We start from the raw sequence: 20,967 nt of genomic DNA, 5'->3' as shown, positions 1-20,967 counted from the left end.
GCACCTGCTGGCACAACGCCCACGGCGTCGGTTCTCTTCCCGGCACCTCTTCGCGCCGTCGCGGCGGAGCGCCAGAGCCCCGTCCACCCCTGGGACGCCACATCACGAGAAGGTCACGGCGCCCTCTCGCTCTTCGCCTCAGCTCCACAAGAGCCCAGGATGGCCGCACCCCGCTGCAGGCGCACGGGACATGCCCATCCTTCCCTCGTGTCAGGAGCTGCCATGTCCTACGTCCAGCCCACCGATCTGGTGGACCGGCTCACCGCCGCCGGCGCCTCGAAGGTCACCTACTCCGCCGGTGTCACGGTGCTGCGTGCTTTCATGGCCGGGGCGATCCTCACCCTCGGCGCCGCCTTCGCCGTCACCGTCTCCACCCAGACCGGGGAGCCGCTGCTGGGAGCGCTGCTGTTCCCCGTCGGCTTCATCCTGCTGTACCTGATGGGCTACGACCTCCTCACCGGGGTGTTCACACTGATGCCGATCGCACTGATCGCGCGGAAGCCCGGAGTGACGCTGCGCTCGATGCTTCGCGTCTGGGGCCTGGTGTTCCTGGGCAACTTCCTCGGCGCGTTCATGGTCGCGGTGCTGATGGCCATCTACTTCACCTACGGCTTCTCCACCGAGCCCAGCCCCGTGGGCCTGGCGATCTCCGAGATCGGCCACGGCCGCACCGTCGGCTACGCCGATCACGGCGCCGCCGGAATGCTCACCCTGTTCGTCCGCGCCGTGCTGTGCAACTGGATGGTCTCCACCGGCGTGGTCGGCGCGTTCATGACCGACAACCTCCTGGGGAAGATCGCCTGCATGTGGATGCCGGTGATGCTGTTCTTCTACATGGGCTTCGAGCACTCCATCGTGAACATGTTCCTGTTCCCCTCCGGCCTGCTGCTCGGCGCGGAGTTCACGATCATGGACTACCTGATCTGGAACGAGATCCCCACCGTGGTCGGCAACCTCGTGGGCGGCCTGGTGTTCGTGGGCCTCCCGCTCTACTACGCCCACCGCCGCAAGAGCCCCGCCGCCGCTACCGGCACCGCGACTGCCCCCACCACCGCGACCGGCACAGCCGTGGAGGCCACCCCCGTCCCAGCCCTCGACCCCACCGGCACCCCGGCCGCCCCGTCGGCCGAGGGTCCGACCGAGGTCCCCGAACTGGTGGGGGCGCCCCGATGAGCCCCCGCATCGTCGTGATCGGCGCCGGCATGGCGGCGCACCGCCTGGTCGACTCGCTCGTCACCCGCGCCGAGGAGCGGATCACCGTGACCGTGCTCGGGGACGAGGCCCGCCGCCCCTACGACCGGGTGGGCCTGACCCGCTTCTTCGACGGGGACAGTCCCGAGGAGCTCACCCTCGCGCACACGATCTTCGAGGACCCCCGCGTCACCCTCCACGAGGGGGACCCCGTCCACGCGATCGACCGCGAGAACCGCACCGTCACCACCGCCTCCGGCACCGTCCACCCCTACGACCACCTGGTCCTCGCCACCGGCTCCCACGCGGCGAGGCCCCCGATCCAGGGCGCCGAGCTGCCCGGCTGCTTCGTCTACCGCACCCTGGACGACGTCGAGGCGCTGCGCCGCCACGTCGAAGCACGCGCCGCACAGCCCGACGCCGCGCAGGGCGATCAGCCCGTGCGCGGGATCGTCGTCGGCGGCGGGCTGCTGGGCCTCGAGGCCGCCGGCGCCCTGCAAGGGATGGGCGCCGAGGCGACGGTCCTGCAGTCCGGCGACCGGCTGATGTCCGCCCAGCTGGACCTGCCCGCCGGAGCCACCCTGCGCCGCCTCATCGAGGCCCGCGGGATCACCGTGCGCACCGAGGCCCGCTCCAACGCCGTGCTCCCGGACGCCGACGGCAGCGCCCGCGCCGTCCTCCTCCCGGACGGCTCCGAGCTCCCGGCGGACCTCGTGATCTTCACCGTCGGCGTCCGCCCCCGCGACGAGCTCGCCCGCACCGCGGGCCTGGCCTGCGACGAGCGCGGCGGGGTGCGGATCGACGAGACCTGCGCGACCTCCGACCCGGCCGTGCACGCGATCGGCGAGGTCGCCTCCTTCGAGGGGCAGTGCGTGGGCCTGGTCGCCCCCGGCTACGCCATGGCCGAAGTGGTCAGCGACCGGATCCTCGGCGGGGAGGCGACGTTCGCCGGCTACGACCTCTCCACCAAGCTCAAGCTCTCCGGCGTGGACGTCGCCAGCTTCGGCGACGCCTTCGCCACCACCCCCGGCGCCCTGGACGTGGTCTACACCGACCCCGTGAACGGCGTCCACAAGAAACTCGTCCTCTCCGACGACGCGAAGACCCTGCTCGGCGGGATGCTGGTGGGCGACGCCTCCGCCTACGGCTCCCTGCGCCCGCTGGTCGGCGGGCCGCTCGGCGGGGACCCCGCCGCCTACCTGCTCCCCGCAGGGGCGTCGGCCGCCCCGACCGCCGAACTGCCCGATGAGGCGGTGGTCTGCTCCTGCTCCTCGGTGAGCGCCGGCGCCATCCGCCACGCCGTGCGGGAGCAGGGCTGCGCCGACGCCGCGGCCGTCACCGCCTGCACCAAGGCGGGCGCCACCTGCGGCTCCTGCACCGTGATGGTCACCTCGCTCGTCGGCAGCGAGCTCGCGAAGCTGGGCAGGGCCGTCTCCGCCGGGCTGTGCGAGCACTTCGACCTCTCCCGCCGCCAGCTGTTCGATGCCGTGCACGTCTCGGGCCTGACCACCTTCAGCGCCGTCATCGCGCGGTTCGGCCGCGGGCGCGGCTGCGACACCTGCAAGCCCGTGCTCGCCGGCATCCTCGCCCTGCTCGGCGGGGAGCACGTGCTGGACAACGAGAACGCCACCCTGCAGGACACCAACGACCACGTGATGGCCAACATGCAGAAGGACGGCACCTACTCCGTGGTCCCGCGCATGCCCGGCGGGGAGGTCACCCCGGAGGGCCTGATCACGGTGGGGGAGGTGGCCCGCGACTTCGGGCTCTACACCAAGATCACCGGCGGCCAGCGGGTGGACATGTTCGGCGCCCGACTCGAGGAGCTGCCGCTGATCTGGCGGCGCCTGACCGAGGCCGGCTTCGAATCCGGCCACGCCTACGGCAAGTCGCTGCGCACCGTGAAATCCTGCGTGGGCTCCACCTGGTGCCGCTACGGCGTGCTGGACTCCACCTCCATGGCCATCCAGCTCGAGCTGCGCTACCGCGGGCTGCGCACCCCGCACAAGTTCAAGCTCGGCGTCTCCGGCTGCGCCCGCGAATGCGCCGAGGCCCGCGCCAAGGACGCCGGCATCATCGCCACCGCCCAGGGCTGGAACCTGTACGTGGGCGGGAACGGCGGCGCCACCCCGCGCCACGCCCAGCTGCTGGTCGAGGGCCTGGACGACGACACCCTGATCCGCACCCTGGACCGATACTTCATGTACTACGCCCGCACCGCCGACAAGCTCCAGCGCACCGCCCCCTGGCTCGAAGCGCTCGACGGCGGGATCGACGGGCTGCGCGCCGTGATCATGGACGACTCCCTGGGGCTCGCCGAAGATCTCGACGCGGCCATGGAACGCCACGTCGAGGGTTACCGTGATGAGTGGGCCGAGACTCTCGCCGACCCCGCCAAGCTCGCCCGCTTCCGCTCCTTCGTGAACGCCCCCACCACCCCCGACCCCGGCCTCGCCTTCGTCCCCGAGCGCGGGCAGGTGCGCCCCGCCCGGCCCGAGGAACGCACGGGTGGGATCCTGATCGCCGGCACGACCCTGGAGGTACGACGATGACCCCGACCCTCACCACCCCGAGCACCGCCAGCACGACTCTCGCCAGCCCGAGCCTCAGCAGCCCGGCCCTCGCCCCGCAGCTCGCGGCGAACTGGCTCCGGCTGTGCACCCTCGCGGATCTCGAGGTCGAACGGGGCTGCGCGGCCCTCGTGGGCCAGGAGCAGGTCGCTCTTTTCCTGCTGGCCGACGGCGACCTCCGCGCGGTCGACAACCACGACCCCTACTCGGGGGCGAACGTCATCTCCCGCGGCATCGTCGGCTCCCGCGGCGGCCGCCCCACCATCGCCTCCCCGATGTACAAGCAGGTCTTCGACCTGCGCTCGGGCACCTGCGTGAACACCCGCGGCAAGCAGGTGCGACGCCTCCGGGTCTGGCCGGTGCGCACCCTCGACGGGGACGTCTACCTGCTGCGCGGAGGTGCACGATGACCCTCGAGCCCGGAGCAGGGACCCCGGCGCCGGCCCCGGCATTCGGGAGGCCGACCCGCACGCTCAAGGCGCCAGCACCAGCACCAGTGCCAGCACCAGCGCCAGCAATGACACCCGCCCCGGCACCGGCACCCGCCCGGATGGCCGCCCCCGGCCACGTCGCACTGGTGGGCGGCGGGCCGGGCCCGCTGGACCTGCTCACGGTGCGCGCCCTGCGGCTGCTGCGCGTGGCCGACGTGGTGATCGTCGACCGGCTCGGCCCCGCCGCAGAGGTCCGCGCGGAGCTGCGTCCCAGCGCGCTCGTGATCGACGTCGGCAAGCGCCCCGGCCACCATCCCGTCCCGCAGGAGCAGATCAACGCCTTGCTCATCGCGCACGCCCGCGCCGGGAAGGCGGTCGTGCGGCTGAAGGGCGGGGACCCGTTCGTGCTGGGCCGCGGCGGCGAGGAGGTGCTCGCCTGCCGCGCTGCCGGGATCGAGGTCGAGGTGGTCCCCGGGATCAGCAGCGCCCTCGCCGTGCCCCAGGCCGCCGGGGTGCCGGTCACCCATCGCGGACTCTCCTCCACCGTGCACGTGGTCAGCGGGCACGACCTGAGCGGGCCGCACGGACCGTCGGCCGCGACCCTCGCCGCGCTCGCCGACGACGGAGTGACCACCGTGGTGCTGATGGGAGTCGCGGCGCTTCCCGCCCTGGTCGCCGCCGCCCTCGCCCATGGAGTGCCAGGGCAGCGGCCGACCGCGATCATAGAGAACGGCCACACCCCGCGACAGCGCACCACCCGCACCACCCTCGCCCGCGCCGTCCATACGGCCGGAGCCGTCGGCGTGCGCAGCCCCGCGGTGATCGTGATCGGCGAGGTGGCCCGGGCCGGGCTGCTGCAGCCGGAAGCGTCGGCCGCGCTCGCCCTCGCGGAGCCGAACCGGTCAGCGGCGCCGGACCTCGCCGAGATGGCCGCGCTCGGCGGGCAGACGCCGGAGCACGCGGCGTGAGCACCCCGACCCAGCTCTCCAGCGCGCTCGCGGGCAGACGGCTCGTGCTCGCCCTGGACCGCCGGGCCGAGGAGCTCGCCGCCGCACTGATCCGCCACGGCGCCGAGATCCAGCACGCCCCCGCGATGAGCATGATCCCGCACGTGGATGACCCGCAGCTGCTGGCCCGCACCGCCGAGCTCATCGCCCTCCCGCCGAGCCTGCTGATCGCCACCACCGGGGTGGGGGTGCGCGGCTGGTTCGAGGCCGCCGACGCCGCCGGCCTCGCCCCCTCGCTGCGCGCCGCGCTCGCCGGCACTCGGGTCCTCGCCCGCGGCCCCAAGGCCCGCGGCGCCGCCCAGCAGGTGGGACTCACCGTGGACTGGGTCGCACAGGAGGGCACCTCCGCCGAGGTGATCGCTCACCTCGCCGGCCAGGACCTCACCGGGATCCGCGCCGCCGTGCAGCACCACGGCTCCGGGGCCGACGGCCTCGACGAGGCGCTCCAGGGCGCCGGCGCCGAGGTGGTGGCCCTGACCGTCTACCGCTGGGGACCACCGCGCGACCCGGCCGCTGTGCACCGCTCCGTTCTCGACGCCGCCGCCGGAGCAGTGGACGCGGTCCTGTTCACCGCCGCACCCGGCACCGAGAACTGGCTGGTCGCCGCCGAACAGGCCGGCGCCCTGCCCGAAATCGCCGCCCGCACCCGCGCCGGTGAGCTGGTCATGGCGGCCGTCGGCCCCCTCACCGCCGCGCCCCTGGAAGCGCGCGGGATGTCCGCACTGCTGCCCGCCCGCAGCCGGATGGGCGCGCTGGTGCGCGCCGTCGTCCAGCACTTCGACCCGACCGCCCAGAAGGACCTGTCATGACCACCCTCGTCGCCTGCTCCCACGGCACCCGCTCCCCAGCCGGCCGCGCCGTGATCGCCCGGATCCGCGAGGCTCTCGCCGCGGCCCTGCCCGAGGCGACCGTGCGCGAGGCGTACGTGGACGTCGAGCAGCCCGAGATCGCAGGCGTGGTTCAGCGGGCCGCCGCCCGGGGCCCCACGGTGGTGGTGCCGCTGCTGCTCTCGACCGGCTTCCACACCGGCGTGGATATCGCCGCCGCCGTCGTCCCCCACCCCGCAGCAGTCGCCGCCCTCCCGCTCGGACCCCACGAAGCCCTCGTGCCAGCGTTGAGGGACCGGCTCGCCGCCCTCAGCGGCGGCGACGCCGGGCACCGGCCCGGCGACCACGTGGTGCTCGCCGCAGCCGGCTCCTCCGACCCCGCTGCGGCTCGTGCCGTGGAGCAGATGCGCGACCTCCTCGCCGCCCGCCTGCCCTGCCCGGTGAGCATCGGCTACGGCGCGGGCTGCGCCCCCACGATCCCGGAGGCCGTCACCGCCGCACGGGAGTCGGGAGCGCGCCGCGTGATCGCCGCGAGCTATGTGCTGGCCCCGGGCCATTTCGCGGGCCTGGTCCGCGCTGCCGGGGCGGATCTCGTCAGCGCGCCGCTCGGCGCCCACCCGGGCGTGGTCCGGGTGGCCGCCCAGCGGTACCGGGACGCACTCGCCCTCCTGGGTGCTTCGCAGCGAGTGACGGTCTGAGGATTCGGCAGTCGGTCAGTACCCGACGCTCAGCTGCAGCGGGGCCGACGGAGCGAACGCCACGTCGAGCCACGCCGTCGCTGCGGCGTCGGCCTCGATGCGACCTGCCGCGGCGAGCGTGCCCCAGCGTGCTCCGCCGAGCAGCAGGGAGCTGAGCTCCGAGACGCCCACACGGGCGGTGGCGGCGTCGACCGCGGATCCGTCCGCCGCCCCGCTGGCGCCCACCCTGCCGGGAACCAGCGTCTCGACAGCGCCGGCGCCCTCCCCGTCGACCGTGAGACGGTAGCGCCCGCCGGTGATGCCCAGCGGATCGATCACCTCGAGCACCACGGAGCCCGGGATGCGGTAGCGGCGACCCTCCAGGCAGGCGGCGACGTCGAGCACCCGCAACCAGTGGTGGTCATGCTCGGTGGACTTCAGGGCGCGCTGGTCCTCGAGCATCCAGCGCACCGGCTCGTCCGACGAGCGCAGCCCGCCGGTGACCGTCGTGATCAGGTCGTGCGTGAGGGCGAAGCGCCACAGGGCGGCGTACGCGTCGGTCGTCGCGGCTATCAGCCTTTCGATGCGCAGGGTCGCTGTGCCGTCGGCTTCCTTGACGCTGTAGACGATGATGCCGCGCACGCTGCCCTCGCTGTCCGTGTACTGCACGGCGCGAGAGGCCTTGTTCTCCTTCTGCGGGTGCAGGCCGGCGGCGTCCCGCCACAGGCCGGCCCAGCCGGAGATCTCCCCGGGCCGGCCCACAACCGTCTCGGCGTGGATGCTCGCGAGTGCCCGCATGGCATCTTCACGCTCGATCGGATCGATACGCCCGCGCCCCTCGTCGACCGGGCGCGGCCCCGACCAGCCCGCGCGACGGTTCTCGATCGTGAACGCACGGGCACCGACGGCCGGGCCGAAGCCGTACCGGCCGTAGATCGTCGCCTCGGACACGGTCAGCCCCGCGATCGAGTAACCGGCGCCCGCTGCGGTGCGCAGCTCACCCTCGAGCATGGCGCGGGCGATGCCGCGCCGGCGATGGGTGGAGGAGACCGTGACATCGCTGATCGCCCACATCGGCACCACGCAGCCGGGATCGAGCACCAGGCCGGTGCCCCACGTCGCGATGGTCCCCACCGGCGTCTCGGCGTGCGGAGCAGAAGGATCGAAGACCCCGACCAGACGCCCCTCGACCTGCAGCAGTGTGCTGCGCCAGCCCACCGAGTGCTCCGTGCGCTCCTCCAGGAAGCCACGGCTGACCGCGGCGACGAAGCTCTCGAAGGCGCTCTCATCGTGCCCGTCGATCGTGCAGTACTCGAGCCCGCCAGAGCGCAGCGCGCCCTCGGAGACCTGGTCGAGCGGCACCTCCGCCGCAGGTGTCCAGGCGGGAAGGCCGCGCGGAACGGGGAGGGCATCGAGAGTCGCGAGGGCATCCTCGAGCGTCGGGGCAGAGCTGGGCGCAGGGGCCGAAGTCGTCATGCACGCCAGAGTAGTGACGACCGGGGCACCCTAGCCACGAGTTTTGCGCCGACGCACTGCCCTGGCTGGTCTCGATCCGCCGCGGGGAGATCACGCTCGAGGACGCCGAGGAGCAGGCGGGCGAGGGGGCGGTCGAGCAAAAGGGGGCGAGTGAGCAGGCGAGTGGGCCGTCGCGCCTGCGATCAGCGGATCTGCCAGACTTGCTCCGTACGCCGGGCTGAACCGGCGAACCCACGAACAGCGAGGTCACCGATGCCCATGCAGTACCGCACTCCCACCCGCCTGGCCCGCCCGCTGTCCGTGATCGGTCAGGGCTGCTGGCAGATCGGAGCCGACTGGGGCGACGTCTCCTCCGATGCGGCTCATGCCGTGCTCGACGCGGCCGTCGATGCCGGCATCACCTTCTTCGACACGGCCGACGTCTACGGTGACGGCCGCAGCGAGCAGCTGCTCGGCGCGATGCGCGCACGCCTGGGCGCCGACGGGGGAGCGGCCTCCGATCTCCCGTTCATCGCCACCAAGGCCTCCCGCCGCGCCGACCCCTTCGCCCCGGAATCCTTCACCGAGGAGAACCTGCGCGCGTGGGTCGAGCGTTCCCGCCGGAACCTCGGCATGGACACCCTGGACCTGGTGCAGCTGCACTGCCCGCCGCCCGCGATCTACCGCGAGGACCGCGTGTTCGACGTGCTCGATGCGCTCGCCGAGGAGAAGAAGATCGCCGCCTGGGGCGTGAGCGTCGAGACCTGCGAGGAGGCGATGCTCAGCCTGGAGCGCGAGCACCTCGCCTCGATCCAGATCATCCTGAACCCCTTCCGCCTCAAGCCCCTGGGCGAGGTGGTGCCCACGGCCGACGCGAAGGGCGTGGCGATCATCGCCCGCGTACCCCTCGCCTCCGGGCTGCTCACCGGCAAGTTCTCGCCCAGCAGCCAGTTCGCCGCCAACGACCACCGCAGCTTCAACCGCCACGGCGAGGCCTTCGACCAGGGCGAGACCTTCTCCGGCGTGGACTTCGAGACGGGCCTGACCGCCGTGGCCCGCCTCGAGCAGGCGCTCGACGGGGCGATGCCGCTCGCGGAGGCCAGCCTGCGCTGGATCCTCGCCCAGCAGGGCGTCACCGCCGCGATCCCCGGCGCCAGCAGCGGAGAGCAGGCCCGGAGCAACGCCGCCGCCGGCTCCGCCCCCACCACCGAGCAGGCCGAGGTGCTCGGCCGCTTCGACGCCGCCGTGCGCGAGACCTACGACGAGCTGCTGCGAGAGTCCATCCACCCGCGCTGGTGATCCACCGGCTGCGCGGCCCTCGCCGGCCGTGCAGCCCCCGCCGGCCGCGCAACCGTCATCGGCCACGCAGCCTCGCCGGCCGCGCAGACCCCTCGATGATGACCGTCTCTCCCAGGAGCACCGCATGACCCGCCCCAACATCGTGTTCATCATGTCCGACGACCACGCGGCGCATTCGATCTCGGCCTACGGCAGCCGCGTGAACACCACCCCGCACATGGACCGCCTCGCCGCGGAGGGCGCGCGGATGGATGCGGTGTACTGCACCAACGCCATCTGCACCCCCTCGCGCGCCTCGATCCTCACCGGCACCTACAGCCACATCAACCGCGCCCCCTCGATCTACTCCGAGTTCGACTACCGGGTGCGCACCTTCCCCGAGGTGCTGCAGGACTGCGGCTATCAGACGGCGCTGTTCGGCAAATGGCACCTGGGACACTCCGAGATCTCCCGACCCCGCGGCTTCGACGACTGGCGGATCTATCCCGACCAGGGCGCCTATGTGGACCCGGTGATGAGCGGACCCGACGGCGAGGAGACGATCGAGGGCTACGCGACCGACATCGTCACCCAGCAGAGCCTCGAATTCCTCGAGCGCCGCGACCCGGAGAAGCCCTTCTGCCTGCTGGTCCACCACAAGGCCCCGCACCGGCCCTGGATCCCGCACCCCCGCTACGGCGACCTCTACCAGGTGGGCACCATCCCCGAGCCGGACACGATGGAGGATGACCACGCCACCCGCGCCCAGGTGGTGCGCGAGGTGGCCATGCAGCTCGACGACCTCCGGCCCACCGATTACAAGGACGAGCTGCCGCCCGAGCTCGAGGGGGACACCGAGGACGCGAGACGCGCCCGATCATCGTGGAAGTACCAGCGCTACATGCGCGACTACCTGCGCTGCGTGCAGGCGGTCGATGACTCGGTGGGGGAGATCCTCAGCTGGCTCGAGGTGAACGGCCTGGACGAGAACACCCTGTTCATCTACACCTCCGATCAGGGCTTCTTCCTCGGTGACCACGGCTGGTTCGACAAGCGCCTGATGCTCGACGAATCGCTGACCATGCCGATGCTGGTGCGCTGGCCCGCTCAGGTCCCGGCGGGATCACGCGTCACCGACACCATCTCCAACGTGGACTTCGCCGCGACCCTGCTTGACGCCGCCGGCCGCTCCGTCGCGGACCTCCCGGACCAGCAGGGCAGGAGCTTCCTGGCCCAGCTGCGCGGGGAGAGCGTCGAGGACTGGCGCCAGGCCGTCTACTACCGCTACTGGGAGCACGACGATCCCGAGCACCACGCCCCCGCCCACTACGGTGTGCGCACCCCCACCCACAAGTACATCCGCTACTACAACGACGGGCTCGGCACACCGGGCTCCTCGGACCGCATCATGCCGGTCGAGGACGAGCTGTACGACCTGGTCGCCGATCCGCAGGAGATGACCAACGTCGTTCACGACATTGCGTATACGCAAATCCTCGAACAGATGCAGACCCTCACCGCCCAACTCCAGGCCGAGTACGGCGACGCCCCCTACGAAGGCCCGGACACCCCGCGCCTGGAGTGGCCGACGGTCTGACCCCGCACGGCATCCGGCACCGGCTCGCCGAGCATCGCTGCGCTCGCCGACCGTCCGCCGTGCTCGCTGAGCATCCGCTGCGCTCGCCGGAGTGGTGGCGCGCGCCGAGCGCTCACTCCGCGGCGGCGGGCGCCGGCACCCGGCGGTGACCTCGGGTCGCGATGTGGAGGACGTCCACGAAGTCCTCGACGACCGGCGAGGGGTCGGGCCCGGTGACCACGCCGATGGTCCGGTGCGCCTCGGGATGGTCGATCGACAGTTCGACGACGTCCGTCGCGTGGGTGACGGCGCTCGGCGGCAGGACGGTCACGCCCACCCCTGCGGCAGCGAGCCCCTGGGCGACCCGGTAGTCGTCGACCTCGAAAGCGGTCTCGGGCAGTCCGCCGACGTCCGCGAGCAGGCGGACGATCGAATCGTGCAGCCCGTAGCCGGCGCCGAGGATCACCAGCTCGTGGGCGCGGAGGTCCTCGGGGGTGAGCGGGCGCTGGAGCCTCGCGATCGGGTGCTGGGTCGACGCCAGGGCGACCAACGGCTCGTCGAAGAGCACCGACATCTTCCCGCCGGGGATGTTCTCCGGCTCCGCGAGCAGGGCGAGGTCAGCGGAGCCGTCCCGCACCGCCTCGAGGGTCTCGCGCCGGGAGCCGTGGCTGAGCTGGAACCGGGTGGTGCGCCGGAAGGTGCGGAAATGCGCGATCGCGCGCGGGAGGTAGCTCTCGCCGAGCGCGGCCTGGTAGCTGATCGAGATCAGGGCGTTCTCGGTGCCGGCTTGGCGGCGCGCCGCGATCAGGCCGTTCTCGAGCAGGGCGAGGGCCTCGGTGCCCGCCTCGGCGAGATGGCGCCCGGCATCGGTGAGCACGACGGACCGTCCCTGCCGCGCGGTCAGGCGCACCCCGGCGTGCTCCGCCAGTCGGGCCACGGCGCGGCTCGCAGAGGGTTGCTGCATCCCCAGCTTCTGCGCGGCCTCGGAGATCGTTCCGGTGCGGGCGAGCTCGACCAGGACGGGGAGGTCCGGCAGGAGGCGACGAGTATCGGACTGATTCATGCCTGCAGTGTATGCGAGTGTGATGAATCTGCATTAGTCATGCACTACGGGATTGCATAACATGCCAGTATGCCGTCTTCGCCCGCGCCGAGCGCTGCGGCCAGCGCTTCCGATGCGCCGGTCGCTGCCTCGCGCTCCGCCAGCTCCCGCTCCGCCCATTCCATCCCCGCCGCGGCGGAGTCATCGCACGGCTCGGCGCAGCCCGGGGTCTCCACGCGCCGGCTCGCCCTGGTCCTGCTGCTCGCGGGCTTCGCCAGCTTCGCCGAGCTCTACGCCGTCCAGGGCCTGCTCCCCAGCCTCGCCGCCGACTTCGGCATCAGCGCCGCTGACACTGCCTGGATCGTCTCCGCCGGCACGATCGGTGTCGCGATCGGCGTCTTCCCCTGGGCCTGGGCGGCCGGACGCATCGGACGGCTGCAGGCGCTGCGCATCGCCACGATCGTGGGCGTGCTGCTGATGCTCGTCTCCACTCTCGCGCCGACGCTCGAGCTGATGCTGGTAGGTCGGTTCCTGGCCGGTGTCTTCCTGGGTGGCGTCCCGGTGCTCGCAGTGCCCTATGTCTACGATCTGCTCAGCGGCCGTCGTGCCGCCGTGGCACTGGCCACCTACATCTCCGGCACCACCATCGGCGGGGCCGGCGGCCGGCTGCTGGCCGGACCGCTCGGGGAATGGCTGGGCTGGGAGAGTGCGCTGATGGCGATCAGCGGGATCAGCCTGCTGTGCGCGATCCTGTTCGCGGTGCTCGCCCCGGTGCCCGCGGCCGGCTCGGCCCTCGTTCCCGCTGCCAGCTCGAGCGCACCGTCGGGCGGGTCCACCGCGCGCACCGGCAGCCGTGCTGCACGCACCAGCCAGTGGTCGCGGATCAAGGCTGCGCTCGCCCAACCGCATCTGCGCCGACTGGACCTGCAGGGGCTCCTGCTCACCGGGGTGATGGTGAGCTTCTACAGCCTGATCGGGTTCCGGCTCGCCGCCGAGCCGTTCCACCTCTCGCCCACCTGGACCGCGTTCGTGTTCCTGGCCTACTTCGCCGGGACGTTCAGCTCCCGCCTGGCCGGCACCTGGCTGCCCCGCTTCGGCTTCGTGCGCACCGACCTGGTGGCGCTCGCCCTGACCGCCGTGGGCCTCGGCCTCACCCTTATCCCGAACCTGGTCGCGGTCGTCACCGGGGTCGTGATCTTCACCGCCGGGTTCTTCATGGCGCACTCCGCCGCGGTCACGACCGTGGGAGCGACCAGCTCGCCCGCGTCACGCAGCCAGGCCAGCGCGCTGTACACGCTGTGCTTCTATCTCGGCAGCGGCGTGGTCGGCGGATTCGTCGCGCTGGCCTACGACTTCTCCGGCTGGGCGGTGCTGATCGGCGTGATGCTGCTGATCATCGCGTTCGCGGGGATCAGCGCGGCGACGACCACGGTGCCGCGCCCCGCGTTCCTTCGCGCCTCCATGGACGTCCCGGGCGCGGCGGTGGAAGGCCAGCCTGCGGCGCGCGCGCCTGATTCGCAACTGCCCGATTCGCGCCGAGCCGACTCACGTCAGCTCGAATCGCGTCAGTCCGCCTCTTCCTGAGGCTGGGCCTCGAGCGCGGCGCGCAGATGCGCGGCCAGCAGCTCACCGGAATGCAGGATGTGCGAGCGCACCGCGGTCCGGGCCGCCTCTGGCTCGCGCCTGCAGCGCCTCGATGATCGCGTCGTGCTCGGACCGGGTGGTCTCGGGTCAGCCGCGCAGCGCGCTGAACTGGAGCAGCAGCACCACGATCCCGATGAGCACGGGGACGCTCACGAACATGAGGCTGACCTTCTCCAGTCCCATCAGATCCCCCTCCTGCGCTGGATCCCCCTTCTGCGACGGCTGCTCAGACGGCCGCTTCCGCGTCCTGATCCGCGGTGATGTCGTGCTCAATCGAGCCCAACAGGTGGCCGCCGCCGATCGGTTCGCTGACCCAGTCCTCGAGCGTCCATCCCTGATCGGGATGGCCGGTGAGGGTGACCATGCCGGTGTTGAACAGCGGCCGGTCGTGGCGGGTCGCGGCGCCGAGCTCGCCGACCACCGAGGCGAAGACGCGGATCGCCGCGCCGTGGCTGACCACCGCGACGGTCGCGTCCTCGGCGTAGAGCCCGGCGATATGGCGCAGCGCCCCGGTGTAGCGGGCCCAGAACTGCTCGCCGGTCTCCCCGCCCGGCAGGCCGCCGGTGAGGTCACCGCCGCTCCATCGGGCCTGGTTGTCCTGGTACGCCTCGACCGCGTCCTCATCGCGCCGCATCTCGAAGTCACCGGCGCTGATTTCCTCGAGGCCCTGAGTGAGCCGCGGGCTCATGCCCAGCGCTGCCGCCATCGGTGCCGCAGTCTCGTGGGTGCGCAGCAATCGGGAGACGTGCAGCCCGGAGATGCTCTCGTGCGCCAGGGCACTGGGGACGGCCTCGGCCTGGGTGGCGCCGAGGGCGGTCAGCCCGGGCCCGGGATAGTCCGCATCGAGGATCCCCTCGACGTTGCTGGGGGTCTGGCCATGGCGGATCAGGAGAAGTCGCATGGTTTTCACCGTACGCGATCACCTGGCCGGTTCCATAGACGCCAGGTGAACAACTGGTGCGCAGGTCACAGCCATGGGAGCGATCCCACTCGGGTGCCGATGATCGGCCCGTCGGCTCGTCGGCCCGTCGGCCCGTCGGCCCGTCGGCCCGTCGGCCCGTCGATCGGTCGGTCTGTCGGGCGGCCCGTCGGCACCGAGCGCACCACGTGCGCTCAGCGGCGCCGGCGCCTTTCGTGCCGAGAGACGAGCACGATCGCGACCGTCGGCACCAGCAGCCCCCAGATCCCCAGCGCGACAGCTGCCACCGAGATGATCACCCACGCCGGCCTGGACTGCTCCGGGGGCCCGCCCGGCTCACCGGGCTGGGGGATGGGCTGATCGGTGAGGTCCGCGGGATCGCCCAGCAGCTCGGTGAGCCGCTCCGGGTCATCGGGGCCGCCATCCGCCGGCAGAGCGCACCAGGTGCTGCTGTACGAGCCGTCCTCCCCGGAAGCCCAGACCAGCAGGCTCGTGCCCGCCTCGATCCTGCCCAGTCCGCAGGAGGCGATCCACTCATGGGTGGTGAACTCGATGGTGCGGGACTCCTCGCCCTTCCACACCGTGTCGACCACCGCGAAGTAGGTGACCTCGCCCTCGACGTCCTCGATCTCGCTCTCGATCGTGATGTCCGCGATCAGATCGGCATTCGCAGCGGCTTCCTCGAAGGTCAGCTCCATGCAGTCGCAGGCATACGCCGAGGGTGCGCCCACCAGGACCAGCATCAGCAGGCCGGCGAGCATCACGAGCAGCCGCGAGCTGCGACGAGTTGCGGTGGTGTGCATCACGCCAGGATAGTGTCGAGCTGTCGCCGGCACCTGCTTTGTGGAAGGAGCGCACCATGCGCCGCAGCATCGTCAACGATCCCGAGGATCTGGTCCCCGAGGCCCTCGAAGGTCTCGTGCTCAGCCACCCCCTGCTGCTCGCGCTCGAGGCGGAGCACCGCGTCGTCACCCGCCGTCACCGCGCCACTGACAAGGTGGGCCTGGTCTCCGGCGGCGGCTCCGGCCACGAGCCGCTGCATGCGGGCTTCGTGGGCACCGGGATGCTCGACGTGGCGGTCGCCGGTGCCGTGTTCGCTAGCCCCACCGCGTTGCAGGTCCTCGCAGCCACCAAGGCGGCCGACGCAGGCCGCGGCGTGGTCCAGATCGTCAAGAACTACACCGGCGACGTCCTGAACTTCCGCATCGCCGGGGAGATCAGCGGCGATGACGCGATCGAGACCGAGATCGTCCTGGTCGACGACGACCTCGCCACCGACACCGGGGATGCGGACGGCCCCGGCCGCCGGGGCACCGCCGCCACCGTGATCGTCGAGAAGCTGTGCGGGGCCGCCGCCGAGGCCGGGGCGAGCCTCGCCGAGGTCGCCGCGATCGGTCGTCGCGCCGCCTCCCGCGCCCGCACGATGAGCCTCGCGCTCTCCGCGGGGACCCACCCCGGGGATGCGGAGCCCCAGTTCGCCCTGGGAGATGACGAGGTCGAGCTCGGCGTGGGCATCCACGGTGAGCGCGGCCGCGGCCGCGTCCCCTTCCGCGACGCCGACGGACTCACCGAGCTGCTGCTGGAGCCGCTGCGCGAGGAGCTCGAGCTGCACCGCGGCGACCAGGTGCTCGCGATCGTCAACGGGCTCGGCGGCACCTACCCGCTCGAGCTGAACCTGGTGGCCCGCTCCCTGCACCACCACCTGGCCGACGCGGGCGTCGCGATCGAACGCTCCCTGGTCGGCTCCTATGTGACCAGCCTGGACATGCACGGCATCTCGATCACCCTCATGCCGCTGGACGACGAGCAGAGCCGGCTGTGGGACGCGCCCGTCCGTACCCCCGCCCTGACCTGGTAAGGAATTGCCTCATGAACGATCAGACCCCCAGCAGGACCCTTCCCGCCGGCTTCGGCCGCGCCTTCGTCCTCACCCTGCGTGAGGCCCTCGTGGGCTCCGCGGACGAGCTCGGCGACCTCGACCGCCGCGCGGGCGACGGTGACTTCGGCACGAACGTCCGCACGGCGATGAAGCACCTCGATCGGAACCTCGAGGCCGACGAACCCAGCAGGTACCGCGAGTGGCTGACCGCGCTGTACATGGCGTGGCTCGGCGTGGGCGGCACCAGCGGGCCCCTCTTCGGCATGTTCTTCCGCGACCTCGCCAAGGCAGGGGAGGAGGCGGGCACCGCCGCGCCCACCATCGCCCAGTTCACCGACGCGCTCGCCGCCGGCCAGGCCACCGTGCAGCGCTACGGCGAGGCGAAGGTGGGCGACAAGACGATGATCGACTCACTCGACCCAGCCGTCACCGCCCTTCGCGCTGCGCTCGAGGCCGATGCGGAGACGACCGCCGTCGAGGCTCTGTTCGCAGCGGAGGATGCCGCGGTCGCCGGGGCCACCGCCACGGCGCAGACCATCGCGCGCCGCGGCCGTGCCAGCTACGTCGGCGATGCCTCCCAGGGCGTCATCGACCCCGGGTCCGCGGCCATGGCGCTGGTGATCAGCTCCGCCCGCGCCGGAGCCGACGGTTCCGGCGTCGCCAACATCGGCTGGATCGCCTGACCGAAGTCTCTGCCCGGAAGATGAGCCGCTCCCGTGACCAGCGGGTGACGTTGTCGGCCTTGCGTCGCCGATTGCGTGCTCAGGACCGATGGTGGGCAGATCATCGGTCCTGAGCGCGCAATCGGTGAGTCCGCGCGACTCAGCGGGAGGGAGCGGGTGGGGGAGAGACTCTCGGCAGCCGGGCAGCCGCTCGGCCTCAGAGGCGGATCACGTCAGCCATCGTCCCGGTGCGGGAGGACTCGTAGGCCGCGAGGATCACGCCGAGCACGCTGACGCCCTCGACCTCGGTGTTGAGCGGACGCTCCCCGGTGAGCAGGCAGTCCACGAAGTGCGCGATCTCGGCGGAGAAGGTCTCCACCTCCTCGTGCTCGAAGACCTGCTCCTCCTCGCCGCGCACCTGCACCCGCAGGGTCGAGCCGTCGGAGCTGAGCGAGCCCTTCTCGCCCACCACCGAGAAGCGGTCCGTGCCCGGCGCCGCCTGGTACGCCCAGGAGGTCACCATCTGGCCCACCGCGCCGTTCTCGAAGCGCACCAGCACCTGGGCCGAGTCCTCACCCTCCATGAACTTCAGGCGGTGGGTGGAGAGCATGGCGAAGGCGCTGGTCGGCACCGCGCCGGCCAGGTGCAGCATCAGGTAGGTGGGGTGATAGCCGGTGTCGATCAGCTCGCCGCCGCCGGAGGTCGCGGCGTTCGCGCGCCAGCCCATCGAGTCGGGATCGAAGTCGTTGAAGAACGAGTCGGTGGTGCGCACCTCGTACACCTCGCCCAGCGTGCCGGCGTCGATCAGCTCCGTGGCCTTCGCCACGGCCGGCATGAACAGCTGGTTGTGCGCGCACATCAGCGTCACGCCCGCCTTCTGCACCGCGTCGCTGACCTGCTTCGCCTCCTCCGGGGTGAGGCACAGCGGCTTCTCGCACAGGATGTGCTTGCCCGCTGCGGCGGCCGCGAGGATCGCCGGGGTGTGCAGGTGGTGGGGGAGGCAGATGTCGATCGCATCGACGTTCTCGTCCTTCACCAGCTCCAGGAAGTCGGTGTAGCCCTTCGCGCCGGTCTCGACCTCGCGGCGGGCCAGCGCCTCGGGGTCGACGTCGGCGATGGCCGTGACCTGTGCGCGGTCGGCGACGGTCGCGTAGGCGTTCAGGTGGGCGGTGGCGATGCCGCCGCCGCCCAGGATGCCGATGCGGAGGGGGGAGGGGACGGTCGTGGTCATGGGAGCTCCTGAGAAGTCGTGGGGGTCGTGGGGGTCGTGCTGGACGTGCTCGTCCTGTCGGTCTTCGGGGTCGTGATGGGGCGCCTCAGGCGGCCGCGGCGTTCGCGGCGACCACGAGGGCGGTGAGAGCCTGGGCCCGGCCGAGGTTCTCGGCCGTGTCCTGGCCCGAGCGGATCGCCCGGGCCCACTGCGCGAAGGGGTTCTCGGCATCGCCGGGGACGTCGATCGGGACGGGGCCCTGGCCGGTGTCGACGCTGGTGCCGCCGCCCTTCCCGAGCCCGTGCTGGAACGAGCCCTCGGTGCCCTGCACCTCGATCGAGAAGGGGCTCGTGGGGGTGACGAATCCGGTCTCGATCACTCCGATCGCGCCGTCGGGGCCGGTCACGGTGACCACGGCGTTGTCCTCCACGCCGCGGCCGGTCATGTCGGTGAAGGTCGCCGAGCGCACCTGCACTTCGCTGCCCAGGATCATCTGGGTGAGGTAGACGGGATGCGCGGCGAGGTCGCTGAACGCCCCGCCGATCGCGGTGGCCGGATCGTAGAAGCGCGCCGGCAGCCAGTCGCCGGTGGACCCGTCATGAGCCAGCCGCACCCGCGAGTAGGTCAGGCGCCCGAGCCGCCCCTCCTCGAGCACGCGGCGCAGCGCGAGCGCGTAGCCGTGGGCCAGGCGGGGCAGGGAGACGGTCAGCCGCAGACCCGCCTCACGGGCCGCGGCGATCAGCTCCTCGCCCTCGGCGACGGTGGGGGCCAGCAGCTTCTCGGTGAACACGTGCTTGCCCGCCGCGAGCGCCCGGCCGATGACGTCGCGGTGCGCACTGGTGGCGGTGGTGACGGTGACGCCGTCGAGATCCTCCCGGGCCAGCAGCGTCTCGAGGTCCGGGGTGAACTCGACCCCGAGCGTCTCGGCCAGGGCCCGGCCGCGCTCGGCGTCCTCGTCCCAGACGGCTATCAGCTCGGTGCCGGGATGCTGCTGCGCCTCCCGGGCGTACTCCTCGGCATGGACGTGCCAGGCCGAGAGGGCGGCGATACGTAGGGGTGCAGACATTGTCCTCACGATTCGTCGGTCGGGATGCGGCACGCCCGCTGCCCGCTGCGCGCAGTGCGTATCAGGGGCGGGGACCTCGTGGTGCTGGTGAGGTAGGTTACTCACACCGGTGGACATAATCAATGGGTCGGCACCCACGGAGTCGACATCGGCTGGACCCACGGAGGGGACTGGAAGCACGGAGGGGAAGGGCGGCATGCGCGGAACATCGATGGCGGATATCGGCTCCTACAACGAGAAGCTCGTGCTGCAGATGATCCGTTCGGCACCTGGCGGGATGTCCCAGTCCCAGGTGGTGCGCGGCAGCGGTCTGTCGCGGCAGACGGTCTCGCTGATCGCCCGTCGGCTCCTGCAGGAGGGACTCATCGAGACGGCCGGGCAGCGCATCTCCGGGCCCGGCAAGCCCTCCACGACCCTGCAGGCAGTGGCCGATTCCCGCTGGACCATCGGCCTCCACGTGGACCCCGCGTACCTCACCATCGTCATCTGCGACCTGCAGGGGAACGCCGTGGACACGACCATCCTCGCGGCCCCCTCCGAGGATTCCGCCGCGGACATCGCCCGCATCGCCGCCGAGATCGAGCGCCTCTGCACCCGCCACGGTGCGGTCAAAATTCACGACGCCCCGGCCTCGGCTCCGGCTCCGGCTCCGGCCCCGGCCCCGGGCGCCGGCACAGGCACGGGCGCCGACGGAGCCGACGGGCGGGCCGCGCTGCAGGATCCACCCCGGCGAGTGGTGCTGGGGATCGGGGTCGCCGCCCCCGCCCCGCTGGACTCTGCCTCCGGCGTGATCCTGGATCCGCCCTGGCTGCCCAGCTGGCACGGCGTCCCGGTGGTCGCACAGCTCGAGGCCGCCACCGGCCTGCCCGTCCTCCTGGACAAGGACACCAACGCGGCGCTGACCGGCGAGATCTGGGCTGGGCACCTCCCGACCGAGGAGACCATCCTCTATCTCTACCTCAGCCACGGCGTCGGCTCCGCAGTGAGCGCGAACGGACGCGTCCACCGCGGTGGCAGCACCCAGGCCGGGGAGATCGGCCACCTGCCCACCGGGGTGGCCGACGAGATCTGCTCCTGCGGCCGCCACGGCTGCCTGAACCTGTTCGCCGGCGCGCGCCGGATGATCGAGCGTGCCATCGCAGCGGGCATGGATATCTGCGCGGAGGACGTCCCCGCTTCGGTGGACGCGATCGCCGCCGCCGCGCAGCGCGGTGAGAGCAGCGCGCTCGCAGCGGTGGAACGGCACCTCGCCGCGGTGATCGCGGCGCTGGACATCCTCTCCCGCATCCACGATCCGCAGCGGATCATCGTGGGCGGCCCGGTGCTGTCGGCGCTGCTGCCGCTGGCCGCACCTCGGATCCGTGCGGGCACGCCGGACTGGCTCGACAGGTCCGGGTGCACGCTGCACTTCTCAGAGCTCGGCAACGCCGCCGGCGCGATCGGTGCGGCCTGCCTGTTCCTCGAGGAGGAGCTGTCTCCCGGTCGAGGGTAGGCGGCCGACCTCGGCGCCCGATCGTCGCACTCGGCGGTTCC

18 protein-coding genes are annotated in these 20,967 nt (G+C 72.1%); 12 read left to right on the top strand and 6 right to left on the bottom strand.

Features of this window, described 5'->3' with window-relative positions; translation table 11 throughout:
* Positions 1-222: 222 nt before the first annotated feature.
* From Q0937_RS07090 to Q0937_RS07065, 6 genes are all read left to right on the top strand, one after another.
* A complete protein-coding gene (locus Q0937_RS07090) occupies positions 223-1,173 on the top strand; it encodes a formate/nitrite transporter family protein (protein WP_299301505.1) in 951 nt (316 codons plus the stop codon).
* Entirely contained in the window at positions 1,170-3,743 is a 2,574-nt protein-coding gene (gene nirB, locus Q0937_RS07085; protein ID WP_299301502.1) for a nitrite reductase large subunit NirB, read from the top strand. The genes Q0937_RS07090 and nirB overlap by 4 nt, the downstream gene beginning before the upstream one ends.
* Positions 3,740-4,171, top strand: a complete 432-nt coding sequence (nirD, locus tag Q0937_RS07080; protein ID WP_299301499.1) for a nitrite reductase small subunit NirD — start codon at positions 3,740-3,742, stop codon at positions 4,169-4,171. Before nirB ends, nirD begins: the two co-directional genes overlap by 4 nt.
* Before the next feature lie 107 nt (positions 4,172-4,278).
* The gene (gene cobA, locus Q0937_RS07075; protein ID WP_299301496.1) at positions 4,279-5,160 is read left to right on the top strand and encodes a uroporphyrinogen-III C-methyltransferase; all 882 of its coding nucleotides are present in this window, start codon (positions 4,279-4,281) and stop codon (positions 5,158-5,160) included.
* Entirely contained in the window at positions 5,157-6,008 is an 852-nt protein-coding gene (locus Q0937_RS07070) for a uroporphyrinogen-III synthase (RefSeq protein ID WP_299301493.1), read from the top strand. Before cobA ends, Q0937_RS07070 begins: the two co-directional genes overlap by 4 nt.
* Positions 6,005-6,724: a sirohydrochlorin chelatase gene (locus Q0937_RS07065; protein ID WP_299301489.1), complete on the top strand. Its 720-nt coding sequence runs from the start codon at positions 6,005-6,007 to the stop codon at positions 6,722-6,724. The genes Q0937_RS07070 and Q0937_RS07065 overlap by 4 nt, the downstream gene beginning before the upstream one ends.
* 15 nt (positions 6,725-6,739) lie before the next feature.
* On the opposite strand, the gene Q0937_RS07060 is transcribed toward Q0937_RS07065, so the two are convergent.
* On the bottom strand, positions 6,740-8,179 hold the full coding sequence (locus Q0937_RS07060) for a GNAT family N-acetyltransferase (protein WP_299301486.1): 1,440 nt from the start codon (positions 8,177-8,179) through the stop codon (positions 6,740-6,742).
* 258 nt (positions 8,180-8,437) lie between these two features.
* On the opposite strand from Q0937_RS07060, the gene Q0937_RS07055 reads away from it, so the two are divergent.
* The gene (locus Q0937_RS07055; RefSeq protein ID WP_299302473.1) at positions 8,438-9,457 is read left to right on the top strand and encodes an aldo/keto reductase; all 1,020 of its coding nucleotides are present in this window, start codon (positions 8,438-8,440) and stop codon (positions 9,455-9,457) included.
* Positions 9,458-9,581: 124 nt separating this feature from the next.
* Entirely contained in the window at positions 9,582-11,033 is a 1,452-nt protein-coding gene (locus tag Q0937_RS07050; RefSeq protein WP_299301484.1) for a sulfatase, read from the top strand.
* A gap of 112 nt (positions 11,034-11,145) precedes the next feature.
* On the opposite strand, the gene Q0937_RS07045 is transcribed toward Q0937_RS07050, so the two are convergent.
* Entirely contained in the window at positions 11,146-12,075 is a 930-nt protein-coding gene (locus Q0937_RS07045) for a LysR family transcriptional regulator (protein ID WP_299301481.1), read from the bottom strand.
* Positions 12,076-12,144: 69 nt separating this feature from the next.
* Here Q0937_RS07045 and Q0937_RS07040 point away from each other — a divergent pair, with 69 nt between their 5' ends.
* Positions 12,145-13,638: an MFS transporter gene (locus tag Q0937_RS07040; RefSeq protein WP_299301478.1), complete on the top strand. Its 1,494-nt coding sequence runs from the start codon at positions 12,145-12,147 to the stop codon at positions 13,636-13,638.
* A 286-nt stretch (positions 13,639-13,924) separates the two neighbouring features.
* Here the strand turns inward: Q0937_RS07040 and Q0937_RS07035 are convergent, their stop codons facing one another.
* Both Q0937_RS07035 and Q0937_RS07030 read right to left on the bottom strand, forming a co-directional pair.
* The gene (locus tag Q0937_RS07035) at positions 13,925-14,599 is read right to left on the bottom strand and encodes a histidine phosphatase family protein (RefSeq protein WP_299301475.1); all 675 of its coding nucleotides are present in this window, start codon (positions 14,597-14,599) and stop codon (positions 13,925-13,927) included.
* A gap of 212 nt (positions 14,600-14,811) precedes the next feature.
* Complete coding sequence (locus Q0937_RS07030) at positions 14,812-15,420, bottom strand: hypothetical protein (protein ID WP_299301472.1); 609 nt, start codon at positions 15,418-15,420, stop codon at positions 14,812-14,814.
* A 56-nt stretch (positions 15,421-15,476) separates the two neighbouring features.
* Here Q0937_RS07030 and Q0937_RS07025 point away from each other — a divergent pair, with 56 nt between their 5' ends.
* Positions 15,477-16,475 (top strand): dihydroxyacetone kinase subunit DhaK, encoded by a 999-nt coding sequence (locus tag Q0937_RS07025; RefSeq protein ID WP_299301469.1) that lies wholly within the window; start codon positions 15,477-15,479, stop codon positions 16,473-16,475.
* Positions 16,476-16,486: 11 nt separating this feature from the next.
* Positions 16,487-17,179: a DAK2 domain-containing protein gene (locus tag Q0937_RS07020; protein WP_299301466.1), complete on the top strand. Its 693-nt coding sequence runs from the start codon at positions 16,487-16,489 to the stop codon at positions 17,177-17,179.
* A 196-nt stretch (positions 17,180-17,375) separates the two neighbouring features.
* Here the strand turns inward: Q0937_RS07020 and Q0937_RS07015 are convergent, their stop codons facing one another.
* Together Q0937_RS07015 and Q0937_RS07010 are read right to left on the bottom strand one after the other, a co-directional pair.
* Positions 17,376-18,389, bottom strand: a complete 1,014-nt coding sequence (locus Q0937_RS07015; RefSeq protein ID WP_299301464.1) for a Gfo/Idh/MocA family protein — start codon at positions 18,387-18,389, stop codon at positions 17,376-17,378.
* Between the two features lie 85 nt (positions 18,390-18,474).
* The gene (locus Q0937_RS07010; RefSeq protein ID WP_299301461.1) at positions 18,475-19,434 is read right to left on the bottom strand and encodes a Gfo/Idh/MocA family protein; all 960 of its coding nucleotides are present in this window, start codon (positions 19,432-19,434) and stop codon (positions 18,475-18,477) included.
* Between the two features lie 196 nt (positions 19,435-19,630).
* On the opposite strand from Q0937_RS07010, the gene Q0937_RS07005 reads away from it, so the two are divergent.
* Positions 19,631-20,926, top strand: coding sequence for an ROK family protein (locus tag Q0937_RS07005; protein ID WP_299301459.1), 1,296 nt, complete (start codon positions 19,631-19,633; stop codon positions 20,924-20,926).
* Positions 20,927-20,967 lie beyond the last annotated feature (41 nt).

The organism is uncultured Brachybacterium sp. (assembly GCF_947500705.1).
In the GTDB taxonomy this organism is placed as follows: domain Bacteria; phylum Actinomycetota; class Actinomycetes; order Actinomycetales; family Dermabacteraceae; genus Brachybacterium.
This window is presented reverse-complemented; position numbering and strand designations above follow the sequence as displayed.

Coding starts and splice junctions, on each gene's coding strand:
- Q0937_RS07090 (WP_299301505.1), top strand. CDS start 223: ATGTCCTACGTCCAGCCCACCGATCTGGTGGACCGGCTCACCGCCGCC.
- nirD (WP_299301499.1), top strand. CDS start 3,740: ATGACCCCGACCCTCACCACCCCGAGCACCGCCAGCACGACTCTCGCC.
- cobA (WP_299301496.1), top strand. CDS start 4,279: ATGACACCCGCCCCGGCACCGGCACCCGCCCGGATGGCCGCCCCCGGC.
- Q0937_RS07050 (WP_299301484.1), top strand. CDS start 9,582: ATGACCCGCCCCAACATCGTGTTCATCATGTCCGACGACCACGCGGCG.
- Q0937_RS07005 (WP_299301459.1), top strand. CDS start 19,631: ATGCGCGGAACATCGATGGCGGATATCGGCTCCTACAACGAGAAGCTC.
- Q0937_RS07015 (WP_299301464.1), bottom strand. CDS start 18,389: ATGACCACGACCGTCCCCTCCCCCCTCCGCATCGGCATCCTGGGCGGC.
- Q0937_RS07030 (WP_299301472.1), bottom strand. CDS start 15,420: ATGCACACCACCGCAACTCGTCGCAGCTCGCGGCTGCTCGTGATGCTC.
- nirB (WP_299301502.1), top strand. CDS start 1,170: ATGAGCCCCCGCATCGTCGTGATCGGCGCCGGCATGGCGGCGCACCGC.
- Q0937_RS07055 (WP_299302473.1), top strand. CDS start 8,438: ATGCAGTACCGCACTCCCACCCGCCTGGCCCGCCCGCTGTCCGTGATC.
- Q0937_RS07040 (WP_299301478.1), top strand. CDS start 12,145: ATGCCGTCTTCGCCCGCGCCGAGCGCTGCGGCCAGCGCTTCCGATGCG.
- Q0937_RS07025 (WP_299301469.1), top strand. CDS start 15,477: ATGCGCCGCAGCATCGTCAACGATCCCGAGGATCTGGTCCCCGAGGCC.
- Q0937_RS07035 (WP_299301475.1), bottom strand. CDS start 14,599: ATGCGACTTCTCCTGATCCGCCATGGCCAGACCCCCAGCAACGTCGAG.
- Q0937_RS07065 (WP_299301489.1), top strand. CDS start 6,005: ATGACCACCCTCGTCGCCTGCTCCCACGGCACCCGCTCCCCAGCCGGC.
- Q0937_RS07020 (WP_299301466.1), top strand. CDS start 16,487: ATGAACGATCAGACCCCCAGCAGGACCCTTCCCGCCGGCTTCGGCCGC.
- Q0937_RS07010 (WP_299301461.1), bottom strand. CDS start 19,434: ATGTCTGCACCCCTACGTATCGCCGCCCTCTCGGCCTGGCACGTCCAT.
- Q0937_RS07045 (WP_299301481.1), bottom strand. CDS start 12,075: ATGAATCAGTCCGATACTCGTCGCCTCCTGCCGGACCTCCCCGTCCTG.
- Q0937_RS07060 (WP_299301486.1), bottom strand. CDS start 8,179: ATGACGACTTCGGCCCCTGCGCCCAGCTCTGCCCCGACGCTCGAGGAT.